This is a genomic window from Pseudomonas sp. HB05 (genome assembly GCF_016756915.1).
Lineage (GTDB): Bacteria > Pseudomonadota > Gammaproteobacteria > Pseudomonadales > Pseudomonadaceae > Aquipseudomonas > Aquipseudomonas alvandae.
This window is the reverse complement of the sequence record NZ_JAESPG010000011.1, coordinates 72,562-88,028: the sequence shown is the minus strand read 5'-3', so window position 1 is coordinate 88,028 and position 15,467 is coordinate 72,562. Positions and strand designations below refer to the sequence as shown.

Sequence of the window (15,467 nt, the reverse complement as noted above, 5' to 3'; positions counted from 1 at the left end):
CTCCCGGAGCATCCTGCTCCTTTTGTATTTTATTGGCAGTTGTACGGCGCTTAGAAAAAGTCGCTTTGGATGAAGCCGAAATCCATCAATTCCGCGTCCTTGACCGGGTTGAACCCGTCCAGTTTGTTTCGTGCCGTCAGCGGTTGCGGCGGGCTGCGCAAGGCGTTGGTCTTGTCGTAACCAGGGCCGACGATGGCAAAGACGATGCCGTTCCAGCCTTTGGCGAACTCATCATGGGCGTAGCGCTTGTGCCCAAGCACCGGGTCGGCGACGTAGACCCATTGCCTGTCGGCCCGCTGCAAGACCACAAAGTGCTTGTAGCCGCGGATTTCCATCAGGACCACGACCGGGATCGTTACCGCTTCGAGTTTTTCCGGCGGTATCCGATAGCCACGGGCGCGCATGCCGATGGTTTCCACGTAGCGCTTCATGTCCAGCATGGAAAAGCCCTGGGTGCGGACCAGGTCCTGGTCGGCGTTGACCAGCATGCCCTTGATGACGTGCTCTTCATCGACGTCAAGCCAGTAGGCCTGGCGCAACACAGTGGCCAGCGCGGCGGCGCCGCAACTGAAATCGGTTTTCTGTTCGACGATGTCGCTGAACTTGCGCTCGCGCACGCTTTGCACGGGTTTGTAGATGAGCATGCCGCCAGGCAGGGCGGCGACGGGCATCTGTGCGGCCTCGGTCGCGCAGGCAAAGCAAAAGAGCAGGCAAAGGGCAGTCGCACGCATGATCGATACGCCTGATGGACATCCGGGAAAAAAGCCCCTTTTTCCAGCAGCACCCTTCATCTAAAGCATTGAAATGAGTCCGTGGCGAGGGAGCTTGCTCCCGCTGGGCTGCGGAGCGGCTCCAAGATTTTGCGGTTGCTGCGCAACCGAGCGGGAGCAAGCTCCCTCGCCACAAGATTCATCCAAACCCTAGGGGAACAGCATTACTGTTGCCGGGGCTTCGTTTCATGCGCGTCTACATGCAAGCCTTGCAGCCGGCCGCAATCGACAGCGAGTTGCTTTGCTGGTTGCCCACGCCCGCCGACACGTTGGCGCCGCCGTTACCGGAGAAGCCGTTCATGGAGTTGGTCATGGTGGCGTTGTTGTAGACAGGGTTTTTCCAACCGTCGCGAGTCAACACTTGCTGGGTATTGCTACCGGCCAGTTCGAACGTGCCTGCGACGGAGATCTTGTCGCCATCATGGCCGCCGCCGTAGCCACCTTTGTCACCCCAGCCACCTTCTTCTTTGATGGTGCCTTTGGCCTTGAAGGAGCCCGAAGCTTCATAGGTGTTGGTAAGGGTGTCGGTCTTGTAGTTCTTCACGCCTTTATTGTCCACGACGAGACCGGTGGAGGACTGGTCAGCCGAAGCCGAGGCCTGGGCGACACGGCCGCCCGACACGGCAATGGCCAGGTTGTTTTTCTGCTGGTTGAAGTTGCCGGCGGTCACGTTGATGCCGATGTTGCCGGAGCCGTTGTTGCCCGCGCTGGTCAGCGAGGCGTTGTTTTGCGTGGAGTTGTTGTTCACATGGTTGTTGTTATTGACTTGCGTGGCGCTGGAAGCGGCGACAGCCGAACCGAAGATGAAGCTCTCGTCGGCGGTGGCCAGTGCGGCGGCGTTGTCTTGCTGGTTGCCGTCGCCAGCGGCGATGTTGGCGCCCATGTTGCCGTTGCTGCCGTTGAGCGAGTCAGTGGCTTCGGCGGTATTGCGGGTTGCCTGGTTGGTCACTACGTTGCCGTCGCTGTTCTGCTCATCCAGCACCGTGGCCCCAGCGCCGGCACTGATGGAGAGCAATTGTTCCAGCGTCGGCCCTTTGGGACCATGGTTGCCATGGCCATTGCCATGACCGTTGTTGTCGTTTCCTCCAGCCTGTGCAGCCATTGCCATGACAGCGGCGAGAGCGAAAACCAATGGTTTGAGCGCCATTGTAGGTTTCATGGTGTTTCTCCTTGCGTGTCGTTGGTTAAGTGTTGGTACTTTCTTATGTACTGCGCTTATGTGCTGCGCCGGGTCAGTCAGCGACCCGGATGCTCAGGGTGTTAGCCATGCGGTTCCCCACCCCGGCACTCTGGTTCACCTGGATCACCCCTCGGCTGCCGGTGAAGGCCTGGTCGCTGGTAGCGACCTGGCGACTGCCGGTTGGGGTGTCAGTTGTTCCGGAGTTCGGTACCAGCGCCACGTTCTGCTGGGAAAGGGCGCTGTCATCCATGCTCTGCGGGCGGGCACTGATGCCCACGCGCATGACATTGGCCATCTGGTTATTGGCGCCGGCGGACTGGTTGACGCCCAGCACACCGTTACCGTTGGTGAATGAGCTGCCGCCGATGCGCGCGCTGGCGTTCAGCGCCGGGCTGGCCGGTGTGTCGAGGCGTTGGCGCACGACGGTGGTCGCCTGGGCGTCGGTGCCGATGGCGATCGCACGGGTGTTGGTCTGCTGGGTCTGGTCGCCAGCCGCCTGGTTGAGGTTGAAGTTGCCGGTGTAGCGGCTGCCGGAATTCTGCAGGTCGGCGTGGCTGCTCACTGCCACGCCTGGATCGGCGAGTGCGGCGGATGAGCCGAGCAGGGCGATCATGAGCCAGGTCGGGTTCATCTCACTGGCCTCCCGCCAGCCGACCCAATGGGGCCAGGCCGGAACTCAGCGAGCGGTTGATCGTGCCGGAAATCGCGCCGCCGCTACCGCCGCCGTGGCCGGCACCCATGCCGGGCATGCCGTTGGGGTTGGTCACGACGTTGAGGCCTTGGACGCCGGTGTTCGGGTTGACCGTGTTACGGATCGTCGAGCCGCTGGCCACGCTGGCGAATTCGCCGTCGCTCAGCTCGGTGCTGGCGGTCGCCTGGTTGATCCGATCGGACGGATTGGCATTGACGGTGGTCGGGTAGGGGTCTTTGCCGCCATTTCGACCGATATGAACGGGTTGCACGTCACGGTTGAGTACGATGACGCCGTTGCCCTCGGCCTGCGCCGGCACACTGAGCGTCGCGCTGGCGGCGCAGCCGATCAACAACAGACAGATCAACCTTCCGTTGAATGTCCCCATGACATCGATTCCTTCTTCACTGGACGCTGGCCCTAGTCAGCGTTGCGAAGAGGAAGAGCAGGTGTTGTGCCGTGTTTTGAAAAGTCTTTGGATTCAACCGTTTGCAAGTAATGGCAAATGTCTGGCGCGCAACCTGTTTCATTCCTGAGACTGGGTTTGCGGCCCACGACACGCCGCCCGCCGTCGTATGGCTCTGGATCCAGGCTTGGGAAGAGGGTGTTTCAGTGACTTGACAGTCAGGCCGGTGATGACGTGAAGCGGCGTTGGATCCGGCTTTCGCGTGTGCTTGCTGTTTCAGCGATGTAACAACTCAAGCCTGGAGTAGCCGGGAAACGGCCGCAAACACCTGATCACGACGTTGGGCCCAATCACCTTCGATCTTGACGAAAGGTTGCCGCTGGCGAACCAGCCAGCCTTCGATGGCTTCGAAAAAAGCCACGCGTTCGGCTAGCGCTGGCTGACAACGCAAGCCATCACTGACCCATTCGACCTGCTCGGGACTGAGCAACAGGTGCAAGTCGTAATGACGCGCCAGCAAGGCCGGTTCGAGCCAGCTCGGGCAGTCGCCAAACAAGGTCTGGCTCCAGAGAATATTGCTCAGCAGGTGAGTGTCGAGAATCAGCAGCGCTGGCTGCCGGGCGCGGGCCGCGTCTTCCCGGGCCAGTTGCCCGGTGGCGATGTCGGTGATGTCGGCCAGGCAGGTGTCGCGCTGGGTCTGTTCCATGAAGTCGCGCACGTACTCATCCACTCGCAGGCCGCCAAAGTGGGCCTGCAATTGCGCCGCCAGCCAGCTCTTGCCACTGGACTCCGGGCCGGTCAGCACCACCACCTTCATACGCGCAACGCCGGGTCGGCGCGCCATTCCCGCCAGCCTTGCACTGCCAGCAGGGTAAACAGTGCATAGAGCGCGGCGGTCAGGTACAGGCCTTTGTAGATGAACAAACCCACGAAAATCACATCCAGGACGATCCACAACGGCCAGCATTGCACGCGTTTCTGTGCCATCCACCACTGGGCAACCAGACTGAACCCGGTGAGCGCGGCGTCGAGCCAGGGTTGCGCGGCGTCGGTCCAATGGGCCATTGCCGCGCCCAGCGCCAGGCTGCCAGCCGCACCGATGGCCAGGCCGAGCACCACCGACGGGCCTTCCAGGCGCGTCACCTGTCGCCCGTCGTGGTTGCGCCCGGCGCGGGTCCACTGCCACCAGCCATATAGCTGCAGGACGGCGTAGACGACCTGCAGCAACATGTCGGAATACAACTTCACGTCGAAGAAAATCCAGGTGTAAAGCAGCACCATGACCAGGCCGATCGGCCAGCACCAGGGGTTCTGCTTGACGGTCAGCCAGACAGCGATCACGCCGAGGGCTGCGGCAAACAGTTCAAGCCCGGACATGGCGGTTCCTTGGAGGAGTTGAGGAGGGCGGGGATTGTAAACGCTATGGGGCGCGGAGCTCCAACTTCAATGCTGAATGCACTGGCGCTATCGCGAGCAAGGGGGATGAAAGTGGACAACGAACCTGAAGTCAGCGCCGAATCAATGTGGGAGCGAGCCTGCTCGCGAAAGCGGAACTTCAGCTTGCCTCCATGCTGAATGTTCCACCGTCTTCGCGAGCAGGCTCGCTCCCACAGGGTGTTTCTTCCAGAGGTGCTTCTCAGACCCGGAATTGCTTGAGCAAGCCGTTCAGCTGTTCGCTGAGGTCCTTCAGGCGCGCGCTGGCCAGGCTCGATTGCTCGGCAGCCACGGCGGTGCTGTGGGAGAGCCCGGCGGCCTGGGTGACGTTCTGGTTGATGTCTTCCACCACGTGGGCCTGCTGCAGGGTGGCGCTGGCGATGGAGGCATTCAGGCTGTTGAGATTGCGCAGGGCCTGGCCGATGGCATTGAGGCTGGCGCCTGCAAGTCCGGCCTGCTCGATGGTCAATTGCGAAGCGCGGCTGCTGTCGCTGATGACCTTTACTGCCGCTTCGGAGTGGTTTTGCAGGCGTTCGATCATGGCCTGGATTTCGGCGGTGGATTTTTGCGTGCGCTGGGCCAGCAGGCGCACTTCATCGGCCACCACGGCAAAGCCGCGACCCTGTTCGCCAGCACGGGCGGCTTCGATCGCCGCGTTGAGCGCCAGCAGGTTGGTCTGCTCGGCGATAGAGCGGATCACTTCCAGCACGCTGCCAATCTGGGTGCTTTCACTGGCCAGGGTGCGGATCACCTCCACGGCCTGGTCGATGGTCTGGGACAGCCGGTCGATCTGTTGCAGGCTGCCGTCGATATTGACCTGGCCCTGCTGGGCCTGGGACTCGGCGTCGCGCATCTCGCTGGCCGCGTGTTCGGCGTTTTTCGCCACGTCCTGCACGCCGTAGGTCACTTCGTTGATGGCGGTTGCCACCAGCTCCATTTGCTGCGATTGCTGCTGGCTGCGCTGCTGGGCCTGGGCGGCGTCGTTGCCCAATTCGCTGGACGATTGGCCCAAGGCGCTGGCGGAGGTCTGCAACTGGCTCACCACTTGCCGCAGCTTGGCGGTGAACGCGTTGAAGTGTCGCGCCAGTTGCGTCACTTCGTCCTGGCCGTGGGTATCCAGGGTTCTGGTCAGGTCGCTCTCGCCGCTGGCGATATTGGCCATGGCGTTGACGGTTTCTTGAAGCGGGCGGACGATGCTGCGCACGATCAGCGTCAGCAGCAGGCCCATGACCAAGGTGATCGCCAAGCCGATCAACGACGCCTTGATCAACTGGGATTGAAATTCTGCCTGGACGTCATCCACGTACACCCCGGAACCGATGATCCAGCCCCAGGGTTCGAACAATTTGACGTAGGACGTCTTGCCGACCGGCGCTTCGGCGCCCGGTTTGGGCCAGAGATAATTGATCATGCCAGCGCCCTTGGCCTTGGCGATGGCCACCATTTCGTTGAACAGCGCGTAACCGTTCGGGTCGCGGATGGCAGAAAGATTCTGGCCTTCGAGTTTCGGGTTGGTCGGGTGCATGACCATGACCGGCGTCAGGTCGTTGATCCAGAAGTAATCGCTCTGGTCATAGCGCAGTCCCCGCACCGCGCTGAGGGCTTGCTTTTGCGCCGCGTCGCGGGTCAGGGTGCCTGCGGTTTCCAAGCCATGGTAGTAGTTCAACACACCACTGGCGGTCTGGACCACGTGTTGGGTCTTCTGCACCTTGGCCTGATACAGGTCCGTGTGGATCTGCTTGAGCATAAACGCGCCCAGCGTGAACAACATCACGATGGCCACGACCAGGATGAGCCACAAGCGTCGGCTGATCGATACACTGCGCAAGCTATTCATTCGCTGTCACTCCGGTTCTTATTCTTGTCATTAACGACGGCCGGCACTTTAACGCTCGGCGGCCCTGCTGAATTGACCTGGGTCATGACGCGGCAGCGTTATCAGGGCTTGTCTGATAGGATTTCGGCCCCGCAGCGCAAAACCTGAGTCGGTTCTGCTTTTTCATTGGTTTTTTTTGCAAGGTCGCGGTTATCGTGCAGCCGCTGCGTGCACCTGCATGACGTTTAAATAGTGATGAGGCCTGAACAGACAGGCGTTTTTGGGGGAAGAATGGATTTGTGGACGGCCTTTTCGGCATTGATTCTTGGCGTGGTTGAGGGGCTGACGGAGTTCCTGCCGATTTCCAGCACGGGGCACCAGATCGTCGTTGCCGACCTGCTCGAGTTCGGGGGCGAGCGTTCGATGGCTTTCAACATCATCATCCAGCTCGGCGCGATCCTCGCGGTGGTCTGGGAGTTTCGGCGCAAGATCTTCGATGTGGTGCTGGGCCTGCCGACGCAACCCGGTGCCCGTCGGTTTACCGCCAACCTGCTGATTGCCTTCTTTCCGGCGGTGATCTTGGGCGTGCTGCTCGCCGACTGGATCCACCATTACTTGTTCAACCCGATTACCGTCGCGACCGCGCTGGTGCTGGGTGGGTTCGTGATGCTCTGGGCCGAACGGCGCCAGCATCAGGTCCACGCCGAAACCGTGGATGACATGACGTGGAAGGATGCCCTGAAAGTCGGCCTGGCCCAGTGCATCGCGATGATTCCCGGCACCTCCCGCTCCGGGGCAACCATCATCGGCGGCCTGTTGTTCGGCTTGTCGCGCAAGACCGCCACCGAGTTCTCGTTCTTCCTGGCGATGCCGACCATGGTCGGTGCGGCAGTCTACTCGGGCTACAAATACCGCGAACTGTTCGTTCCGGCGGATTTCCCGGTGTTTGCCATTGGCTTCATCACCGCGTTCATCTTCGCCATGATCGCCGTCAAAGGCTTGTTGCGGTTTATCGCCAGCCACAGCTATGCGGTATTTGCCTGGTATCGGATCGCGTTTGGCCTGTTGATCCTGGCGACCTGGCAGTTTGGCTGGGTGGACTGGTCAGCGGCCAAGCCATGACCGAATCGGCCAGGCGCGCCGCGCATAAAACCGGCGGAGCCGTGCAGAACCTGCGGTTCAAATTGGCAGTTTTCGCGCTGCTGTGCGCGTTGCCGTTGACGGGGTCGCTTTTGCTCGGGCTGCAAGGCGAGTCCTGGGTGCCGATGGTCGCCTATGGCAGCGTCAGCCTGGTGGCATTCCTGCTCTACTGGAGCGACAAGCGCAAGGCGCGGGCGGACGCCTGGCGCACGCCGGAAAACGTATTGCACGCCGTCGAACTGGCCGGCGGCTGGCCCGGCGCGTTGCTGGCGCAACAGGTGTTTCGCCACAAGACCCGCAAGGTGTCGTTCCAGGTGGTGTTCTGGTTCATCGTGCTGTTGCACCAGGGATTCTGGGTCGACCAGTTGTTCCTGGGCGGGCATCTGTTGGCGTTGTTCTAGCCGCCACGCATCCCTTGTGGGAGCGAGCTTGCTCGCGATTGCGGTCTTCAATCCAATATTGATACTGGTTGGGCTGACCTCATCGCGAGCAAGCTCGCTCCCACAGTAGGTCGGTTGTACCCGCCAGCCACCGCTACAGCAACAACCCAACCTGCGTACGCTTCGGCAATTTGCTCACCACCAGTTGATGGGAGCGCTGCAGCAACCCGCGCAATTCATCATCGCCCAGCGGGTAGGGCACGTTCATGATGATCCACTGTGCCCGGGCCAGATAAGGCGCCGGGTGGATGCCTGGCCGGTCGCAATGACCGAGGAACAGGTCCTTGTCGACCTTGAACGCCAACGAATCGCTGCGCAGCCCCTGCAGGGCGAACATCTTGTTTCCGGCGATGGAAAACACCCGCACGCCACCCCATTTGTAATCCTCCCTGGCCCCTGGCAAGCCCAGGCAAAACTGTGCGACATCCTCTTCGCTCAAACTCATATCGTTTTGTCTCCACATTGTTCGAACGCCGCCACCAGGTGATCGATCCAGGCGCGCACCGCCGGCAGCATACCGCGCCGGTGAGGATAAACCGCCTGCAACCAGCCATCGGGCGATGACCAGCCGGGCAGCAGCTCCACCAACCTGCCATCCTGCAGTTCTTCTTCGCAATACATGCTGGGCAGCAACGTGAAGCCCAGGCCGGCGAGGGCGCAGGCGCGGCGCACGATGAAATCGTCGATGCCCAGGCGCGCTTCCAGGGCCAGATCGACATTTTGCCCCGTGCTGTCGAGCAGGCGCAGATGGACCAGCCGATCGGCCTCCAGCGCGCCCAACACCGGCAGTTGCCTCAGGTCGTCCGGGGTTTCGATCCGCCGTCCCTGGGTGAAGGCCGGGCTGGCGACCATCATCAGCCTGGCCTGGCGCAAGCGTCGCGTCATCAGCAACGGGTCTTCGTCGCCAAGATCGCGCACGCGCAAGGCCACGTCGATGCCTTCGCCGATCAAATCCACCCGCCGGTTCAGCAGGGTCATCTCCAATTGCACCTGGGGAAACTTCGCCAGGAAGGTTTCGATGATCGACGGCAAGAACTGATGCGCCAGCCCCACGGGGCTCGACACCCGCAACCGCCCGCGGGGTTCGCTGGACATGCTCGCCACTGCCTCGTCGGCCATTTCCGCTTCGAGCAACATCGCCTGGCAATGACGCAGGTAGCGTTCGCCGACGGCGGTGAGCTTCAACTGGCGCGTCGTGCGTTGCAGCAGGCGGGCACCGAGGCGTTCCTCCAACTCGGCGATGCGCCGCGACAGCCGGGACTTCGGGATACCCAGCAAGCGCCCGGCAGCCGCGAAGCCATCGGCTTCGACCACCTTGGCAAAGTAATACAGATCGTTGAGGTCTTGCATGTCCGGGCTCGATTGTCCTGTCAGTGGAACGAACTATCGCATTATTGCTGACTTATCGACCATTGGTTTCATCGATAGGATTGTTCTCAATTGATCGCCCAGCCGCGATCCTCACTTGGAGAGCACTCACATGAAACTGTTGCACATCGATTCGAGCATCCTCGGCGACAATTCCGCTTCGCGCCAATTGAGCCGTGAGCTGGTTCAAGCGTGGATAGCCGCCGAGCCGGACATTTCCGTCACCTACCGTGACCTGGCCGCCGACGCCATCAGCCACTTCTCCTCCCAGACACTGGTTGCCGCTGGCACCAGCGCCGAGCTGCGTGACGCCGCCCTCAAGCACGAAGCCGAGCTCAGTGAGTCGACCATGGCCGAATTCCTCGCGGCGGACGCCGTAGTGATCGCAGCGCCGATGTACAACTTCAGCATCCCAACGCAACTCAAGGCCTGGATCGACCGCATCGCCGTCGCGGGCAAGACGTTCCGCTACACCGAAGCCGGTCCTGAAGGCCTGTGTGGTGGCAAGAAGCTGCTGATTGTTTCCACCTCCGGCGGCTTGCACGCCGGCCAGCCGAGTGGCATCGGCCATGAGGAATACCTCAAGCTGGTCTTCGGTTTCCTCGGCATCACCGACATCGAATTCGTCCGCGCCGAGGGCCTGGCCTACGGTGATGACATGCGCGCCAAAGCCATGCATGAGGCCCAGTTGCAGATTGGCCAGCAGTTCGCCGCTGCGTAAGGCTTGCGTAAAAGCCCCAAGCATTACGGGCAACCTTCGCAAAACCCTGTATTCTCGTCGTCATTGGATGGCCGGGATGCAGGGTTTTCCTGCATTTGGCGTCGGTTTCTGGCGCAGGTTATGCACGGCCAATGTGCGAGCAGCGGGGCCTTCCCGCGCGCTGGTGAAGGTGGAAGATTCAAATGAAACGTCTTGGTGCAGCGTTGCTGCTTTGTCTGGCTACCAGTCTCGGTTCGGTGCACGCCGCGCCGGCGCCGCATCCGCATTGGAGCGCCGGTTTTCATGAGCTGAGCTTCCTCGATCCGCTGGATCAACAGCCGATGCACGCCATCGCGTTTTACCCCTCGACTGCCCGGGAGCAATCCAGCTCGCTGGGGGGCTATCAGATCGACGCGGCGCCGGAGGCCCAGATCGCCATCGGGCGGTTTCCGCTGTTGATGCTGTCCCACGGCAACACGGGCACGCCGCTGGCCCTGCATGACCTGGCCACGTCACTGGCTCGCAAGGGGTTCGTCGTGGTGGCGGTGATTCATCCCGGTGACAACGCCCAGGATCACAGCCGGCTCGGTACCTTGAGCAACTTGTACGGTCGGCCGATCCAGATTTCCGAGGCGATCACCGCGACATTGAATGACCCGATGCTTTCTCCCTTCGTGAATGCCGGCCAAGTCGGCGTCATCGGTTATTCGGCGGGTGGCGAAACCGCCTTGATCCTGTCCGGCGCCACGCCAGACCTCAATCGCCTGCGCCGCTACTGCCAGGAACGACCGGACGATCGCGACGCGTGCAATACCCAAGGTGAACTGGTTGCCGATCGTGATGACCTGTCCCCGGTGGCGGATCCCCGGGTTCGTGCATTGCTGCTGATGGCGCCGCTGAGCTTGAAGTTCGGGCGTCACACCCTGGCGGATGTGCATGTGCCTGTGCTGTTGTATAGCGGTGACGGCGACAAGCTGGTGGCGTTTGACAAGAATGCCGCCGCGCTGGCTCGCAAGCTCCCCACGGCGCCGGATTTCAAGACCTTGGCCGGGGCAGGGCACTTCGTATTCCTGGCGCCCTGCACCGACGAGCAGATCGCGGCGATGCCGGCGCTGTGCACCGATGCCGATGGCGTCGACCGCAAGGACATCCATCGCACCATGATCACCGAAGCCACTCGCTTTTTCAGCGACGCCCTCGGCAAGCCGACGCGGGCCGGCTTGAGGACGGCAGATCAATAATCGGCTTTTTCGGCCCGACGCCTCAGCAACAAGGCCAGTCCCAGGCCGACGACCGAAAGCAGTGCCGCAAAAAAGAAAATCGCGGGGTACCCCAGGTTCGACGCCACCGCGCCCATCAGTGGCCCGGCAATCGCCAATGCCAAGTCGAAAAACACCGCGTAGGCGCTCAATCCGGCACCCCGGCTGCTGTTGGGTACCTGCTTGATAGCCTCCACCCCCAGCGCCGGGTAGACCAGCGACAGCCCGAAACCCGCCAGTCCCGCGCCGATCAAGGCGAACGCGGTGGACGGCGCCAGCCACAGCAACACCAAGCCCAGGGTTTCGATGCTCATGCAGACAATCGCCGAGCTGAAACCGCCAAAGCGGGCGATGCTGGAAATGAACAACAGCCGCGACAGGATGAAGCAAATGCCGAAGACCGTCAGGCACCACGCCGCGCCGGTCCAGCCGCGGCTGACATAGAACAGCGTAATGAAGGTGGTGAGCGTGCCGTAGCCGATCGAGGCCAGGCACAGGCTCGTGCCGAACGGTGAGATGCGTCCGAACACCGCCCAGAACGGCAGGCGCTCGCCGCGCACGACCGGCACCGAGGGTTTGTTGCGAATCAGCAGCAGCGCCATGCCGGCCAACAATGACAAGGCGATGCCCAGGCTGGCGAAGCCGAGGCTGCCGACCATCACCACCCCCAGCGGCGCACCGATGGCGATGGCCCCGTAGGAAGCGATGCCGTTCCAGGAAATCGACCGGGCCGTGTGCTCCACGCCGACCTGGCCCATGCACCAACTGATCGTCCCTACGCCGATCAGGCCCTGGGCTACCCCGAGCAACAGACGACCGGCGATCAGGATCAGCAGGCTTGGCAGTGCGAAATCCTGCAGCAGTGTCGAGATCAATGTCAGCACGCCGCTGAGCAGAATCCCCAGCAAGCCATAGACGATGGCCCGCTTGGTGCCGACGCTGTCCGACAACCGCCCGGCCATGGGCCGGCTGAGCAGGGTGGCGAGGTACTGGGAACCGATGGTCAGCCCGGCGATGACCGCACTGAAGCCCAATTGCTCGTGGACATACCCGGGCAACACCGCAATCGGCAGGCCGATGCAGAGGAAGGCAATGAAGGTGTAGAAAACGATGGAGACGATCTGCAAGGTGATCGACAAGGAACTGGGAGCGGGCTGGGCTGTTGGCATGGGACTCGTTCGCGGGCAGCGGCAGGAGTGTTTCATCATGGCGTGTGACGGGAAGAAAAGGAAGCTGGCTAACGGTTTGCTTGTGTCATGGCCCTCGCCACAGGGGTATCCATGGATTCTGTGCTGTAGGAATGAAAAAGCCCCGTCACATGGACGGGGCTTTCACTTGCAGCTCGAAGCTTACAACTCGCGGCTGCTCTTAGAACATCACACCCTGGCTGCGCAGGTAGTCGTCATAAGTGCCGCTGAAGTCGACCACGCCGTCGGCGCTCAGCTCGATGATGCGGGTTGCCAGGGACGACACGAACTCGCGGTCGTGGCTGACGAAGATCAGCGTGCCCGGGTAGTTCTCCAGCGCCAGGTTCAGCGCTTCGATGGATTCCATGTCCAAGTGGTTGGTCGGTTCGTCCATCACCAGCACGTTCGGCTTTTGCAGGATCAGCTTGCCGAACAGCATGCGGCCCTGTTCACCACCGGAGATGACCTTGACCGACTTGAGGATCTCGTCGTTGGAAAACAGCATGCGGCCCAGGGTGCCGCGGATGATCTGTTCGCCCTGGGTCCACTGGCCCATCCAGTCGAACAGGCTGACATCGTCTTCGAAGTCGTGGGCGTGGTCCTGGGCGTAGTAGCCCAGCTCCGCGCTTTCGGTCCACTTGACCGAGCCAGCGTCCGGCGTCAGTTCGCCCATCAAGGTGCGCAGCAGGGTGGTCTTGCCGATGCCGTTCGGGCCGATGATTGCCACGCGCTCGCCGGCTTCGACGGTGAAGCTGAAGTTCTTGAACAGGGTCTTGCCGTCGAAGCCCTTGGACATGCGCTCGATGGTCACGGCCTGGCGGTGCAGCTTCTTGGTCTGTTCGAAGCGGATGAACGGGCTGACGCGGCTCGATGGCTTGACCTCGGCCAGCTGGATCTTGTCGATCTGCTTGGCGCGGGAGGTGGCCTGCTTGGCTTTCGAGGCGTTGGCCGAGAAGCGGCTGACGAACGTCTGCAGTTCGGCGATCTGGGCTTTCTTCTTGGCGTTGTCCGACAGCAGTTGCTCGCGGGACTGGGTGGCCGCGATCATGTACTCGTCGTAGTTGCCCGGGAACAGGCGCAGCTCACCGTAGTCCAGGTCGGCCATGTGGGTGCAGACGCTGTTCAGGAAGTGCCGGTCGTGGGAAATGATGATCATGGTGCTGTTACGCGCCGTGAGGATGTTTTCCAGCCAACGGATGGTGTTGATGTCCAGGTGGTTGGTCGGTTCGTCGAGCAACAGCACTTCCGGATTGGAGAACAAGGCCTGGGCGAGCAACACACGTAGCTTCCAGCCTGGCGCGACTTCGGTCATCGGACCGAAATGCTGTTCCAGGGGAATGCCCAGGCCCAGCAGCAGCTCACCGGCGCGGGATTCGGCGGTATAGCCGTCCATTTCGGCGAACTCGGTTTCCAGCTCGGCCACGGCCATGCCGTCTTCTTCGGTCATTTCCGGCAGCGAATAGATGCGGTCGCGCTCGGCCTTGACCTTCCACAGCTCTTCATGGCCCATGATCACGGTGTCGATCACGGTGAATTGCTCGTAGGCGAACTGGTCCTGGCGCAATTTACCCAGCCGTACGTTCGGCTCCAGCATCACCTGGCCGCCGGACGGTTCGAGGTCACCGCCGAGGATTTTCATGAAGGTCGACTTGCCGCAACCGTTGGCGCCGATCAGGCCGTAGCGGTTACCCGCGCCAAACTTGACAGAGACGTTTTCGAACAGTGGCTTGGCGCCAAACTGCATCGTGATGTTAGCTGTAGAGATCAAAGGTTTATCCTGCGGAACATTCAGAGTAGCTAAGGGTGCGGCAGTACCTGTTCAGTACCTGTTTGCGCCGATCCGCACCGCGCTAGAGGCTTCGCGGTCGCAAGCGCAAGGGTCCATCCGGCATAAGAGGACAGCAGCATACGGAGCGCCTGGCCCGAGTGCATATGCGCCGAAGTCGGGATTTCCGGCATCGGCCAAAGGGGGCGCGTGATATTTGGCGGCGATTGTACTGATCTGGGCGCGTTAACGATAGGGTGTTGCCCTGGCTAGACAGTTTTTCACAACTGAGGGATAACTTCAGGTTACAAACTGTGGCTAAAATGCCATCTCACTCGACGCCTCTCCCTTGCCGCTTGGCTGGCCTGGAGAAGTAGCCTCTTCACTTCTGGACCCAACCGATTCCGTGAAGCTCATCATCGTTGCGATCTATCTCCTCTCCATTGGCTATGTGCATCTGCGCGGACGCGTGCGGCACAAGCTCGGCCGTCAACTGAGCGACCACTCGTCCTTCCTCGCGCCGATCAATTGCCTGCTGTACTTGTGTTCCAAATGGCCGAACAAGCCGTTTTTGAATCCCGAGCAATTCCCGGACTTGAGCCCGCTGCAGGCGCATTGGGAAGAAATCCGCGCCGAAGGCCAGAGCCTGCTGCAGGCGGGGGCGATCAAGCGTTCCGACCAATATGACGATGTGGGTTTCAACTCGTTCTTCAAGACCGGCTGGAAGCGCTTCTACCTCAAGTGGTACGGCGACAGCCATCCGTCGGCCATGAAGCTGTGCCCGCGCACGACCGAACTGGTACAAGGCATCGGATCGATCAAGGCGGCGATGTTCGCCGAATTGCCGTCCGGCTCGAAACTGGTGCGCCATCGCGATCCGTATGCCGGGTCCTATCGCTACCACCTCGGCCTGCAGACGCCCAACGATGCCGGGTGCTACATCAATGTCGACGGCGAGACCTATCACTGGCGTGATGGCGAAGCGGTGGTGTTCGACGAGACGTTCATTCACTACGCCGAAAACACCACGCCGCAGAACCGCATCATCTTGTTCTGCGACGTGGAGCGGCCGATGAAATACCGTTGGGCCACGGCGTTCAACCGCTGGTTTAGCCGCACCGTCATGGCCGCCGCCGGCGCGCCGAATGATGCCGGCGACAAGACTGGCGGCCTGAACCGGGCATTTTCCCGGCTGTACAAGATTCGCCTGCAAGGCAAGGCGCTGAAGAAACGCAATCGCAAGCTGTATTACTTGCAGAAATGGGCGTTCTTTGGCGCGCTGCTGGCGATTTTCGTCTGGATCTGACGGAT

Annotated in this window: 16 protein-coding genes; 5 read left to right on the top strand and 11 right to left on the bottom strand. The window is 61.4% G+C overall.

Annotated features, from left to right (window positions below):
* Window positions 1–50: 50 nt before the first annotated feature.
* The 7 genes from JMN22_RS12760 to JMN22_RS12730 all read right to left on the bottom strand — a co-directional run bounded on the left by JMN22_RS12760 (window position 51) and on the right by JMN22_RS12730 (window position 6,318).
* Window positions 51–731 (bottom strand): C39 family peptidase, encoded by a 681-nt coding sequence (locus JMN22_RS12760; protein WP_198796958.1) that lies wholly within the window; start codon window positions 729–731, stop codon window positions 51–53.
* Between the two features lie 235 nt (window positions 732–966).
* Window positions 967–1,929 (bottom strand): heme utilization protein, encoded by a 963-nt coding sequence (locus JMN22_RS12755; protein ID WP_198796957.1) that lies wholly within the window; start codon window positions 1,927–1,929, stop codon window positions 967–969.
* A gap of 73 nt (window positions 1,930–2,002) precedes the next feature.
* The gene (locus tag JMN22_RS12750) at window positions 2,003–2,581 is read right to left on the bottom strand and encodes an adhesin (RefSeq protein ID WP_198796956.1); all 579 of its coding nucleotides are present in this window, start codon (window positions 2,579–2,581) and stop codon (window positions 2,003–2,005) included.
* Window position 2,582: 1 nt separating this feature from the next.
* On the bottom strand, window positions 2,583–3,029 hold the full coding sequence (locus tag JMN22_RS12745) for a hypothetical protein (protein ID WP_030142704.1): 447 nt from the start codon (window positions 3,027–3,029) through the stop codon (window positions 2,583–2,585).
* A 310-nt stretch (window positions 3,030–3,339) separates the two neighbouring features.
* Window positions 3,340–3,864, bottom strand: a complete 525-nt coding sequence (locus JMN22_RS12740; protein ID WP_198796999.1) for an AAA family ATPase — start codon at window positions 3,862–3,864, stop codon at window positions 3,340–3,342.
* On the bottom strand, window positions 3,861–4,424 hold the full coding sequence (pnuC, locus tag JMN22_RS12735; protein ID WP_198796955.1) for a nicotinamide riboside transporter PnuC: 564 nt from the start codon (window positions 4,422–4,424) through the stop codon (window positions 3,861–3,863). The genes JMN22_RS12740 and pnuC overlap by 4 nt, the downstream gene beginning before the upstream one ends.
* 259 nt (window positions 4,425–4,683) lie before the next feature.
* Window positions 4,684–6,318 (bottom strand): methyl-accepting chemotaxis protein, encoded by a 1,635-nt coding sequence (locus JMN22_RS12730; protein ID WP_198796954.1) that lies wholly within the window; start codon window positions 6,316–6,318, stop codon window positions 4,684–4,686.
* 270 nt (window positions 6,319–6,588) lie between these two features.
* Between JMN22_RS12730 and JMN22_RS12725 the strand changes: the two genes are divergently transcribed.
* Together JMN22_RS12725 and JMN22_RS12720 are read left to right on the top strand one after the other, a co-directional pair.
* Window positions 6,589–7,419: an undecaprenyl-diphosphate phosphatase gene (locus JMN22_RS12725; protein WP_030142700.1), complete on the top strand. Its 831-nt coding sequence runs from the start codon at window positions 6,589–6,591 to the stop codon at window positions 7,417–7,419.
* The gene (locus tag JMN22_RS12720; protein WP_030142699.1) at window positions 7,416–7,838 is read left to right on the top strand and encodes a DUF1294 domain-containing protein; all 423 of its coding nucleotides are present in this window, start codon (window positions 7,416–7,418) and stop codon (window positions 7,836–7,838) included. The genes JMN22_RS12725 and JMN22_RS12720 overlap by 4 nt, the downstream gene beginning before the upstream one ends.
* A 133-nt stretch (window positions 7,839–7,971) precedes the next feature.
* Here the strand turns inward: JMN22_RS12720 and JMN22_RS12715 are convergent, their stop codons facing one another.
* Window positions 7,972–8,322 carry an MmcQ/YjbR family DNA-binding protein gene (locus JMN22_RS12715; RefSeq protein ID WP_030142698.1) on the bottom strand — a complete coding sequence of 117 codons (351 nt, stop codon included), beginning with the start codon at window positions 8,320–8,322 and terminating at the stop codon, window positions 7,972–7,974.
* Window positions 8,319–9,227 carry a LysR substrate-binding domain-containing protein gene (locus tag JMN22_RS12710; protein ID WP_198796953.1) on the bottom strand — a complete coding sequence of 303 codons (909 nt, stop codon included), beginning with the start codon at window positions 9,225–9,227 and terminating at the stop codon, window positions 8,319–8,321. Before JMN22_RS12710 ends, JMN22_RS12715 begins: the two co-directional genes overlap by 4 nt.
* Window positions 9,228–9,357: 130 nt before the next feature.
* Between JMN22_RS12710 and JMN22_RS12705 the strand changes: the two genes are divergently transcribed.
* Together JMN22_RS12705 and JMN22_RS12700 are read left to right on the top strand one after the other, a co-directional pair.
* Window positions 9,358–9,966, top strand: a complete 609-nt coding sequence (locus JMN22_RS12705; RefSeq protein WP_030142696.1) for an FMN-dependent NADH-azoreductase — start codon at window positions 9,358–9,360, stop codon at window positions 9,964–9,966.
* Between the two features lie 182 nt (window positions 9,967–10,148).
* Entirely contained in the window at window positions 10,149–11,186 is a 1,038-nt protein-coding gene (locus tag JMN22_RS12700) for an alpha/beta hydrolase family protein (protein ID WP_030142695.1), read from the top strand.
* Here JMN22_RS12700 and JMN22_RS12695 read toward each other — a convergent pair.
* The gene (locus JMN22_RS12695) at window positions 11,180–12,373 is read right to left on the bottom strand and encodes an MFS transporter (RefSeq protein ID WP_030142694.1); all 1,194 of its coding nucleotides are present in this window, start codon (window positions 12,371–12,373) and stop codon (window positions 11,180–11,182) included. The two genes, JMN22_RS12700 and JMN22_RS12695, sit on opposite strands and share 7 nt — an antisense overlap.
* A gap of 199 nt (window positions 12,374–12,572) precedes the next feature.
* Window positions 12,573–14,159 carry an ABC-F family ATPase gene (locus JMN22_RS12690; protein WP_030142693.1) on the bottom strand — a complete coding sequence of 529 codons (1,587 nt, stop codon included), beginning with the start codon at window positions 14,157–14,159 and terminating at the stop codon, window positions 12,573–12,575.
* Between the two features lie 403 nt (window positions 14,160–14,562).
* Here JMN22_RS12690 and lpxO point away from each other — a divergent pair, with 403 nt between their 5' ends.
* The gene (lpxO, locus tag JMN22_RS12685; protein ID WP_198796952.1) at window positions 14,563–15,462 is read left to right on the top strand and encodes a lipid A hydroxylase LpxO; all 900 of its coding nucleotides are present in this window, start codon (window positions 14,563–14,565) and stop codon (window positions 15,460–15,462) included.
* Window positions 15,463–15,467: the final 5 nt, after the last annotated feature.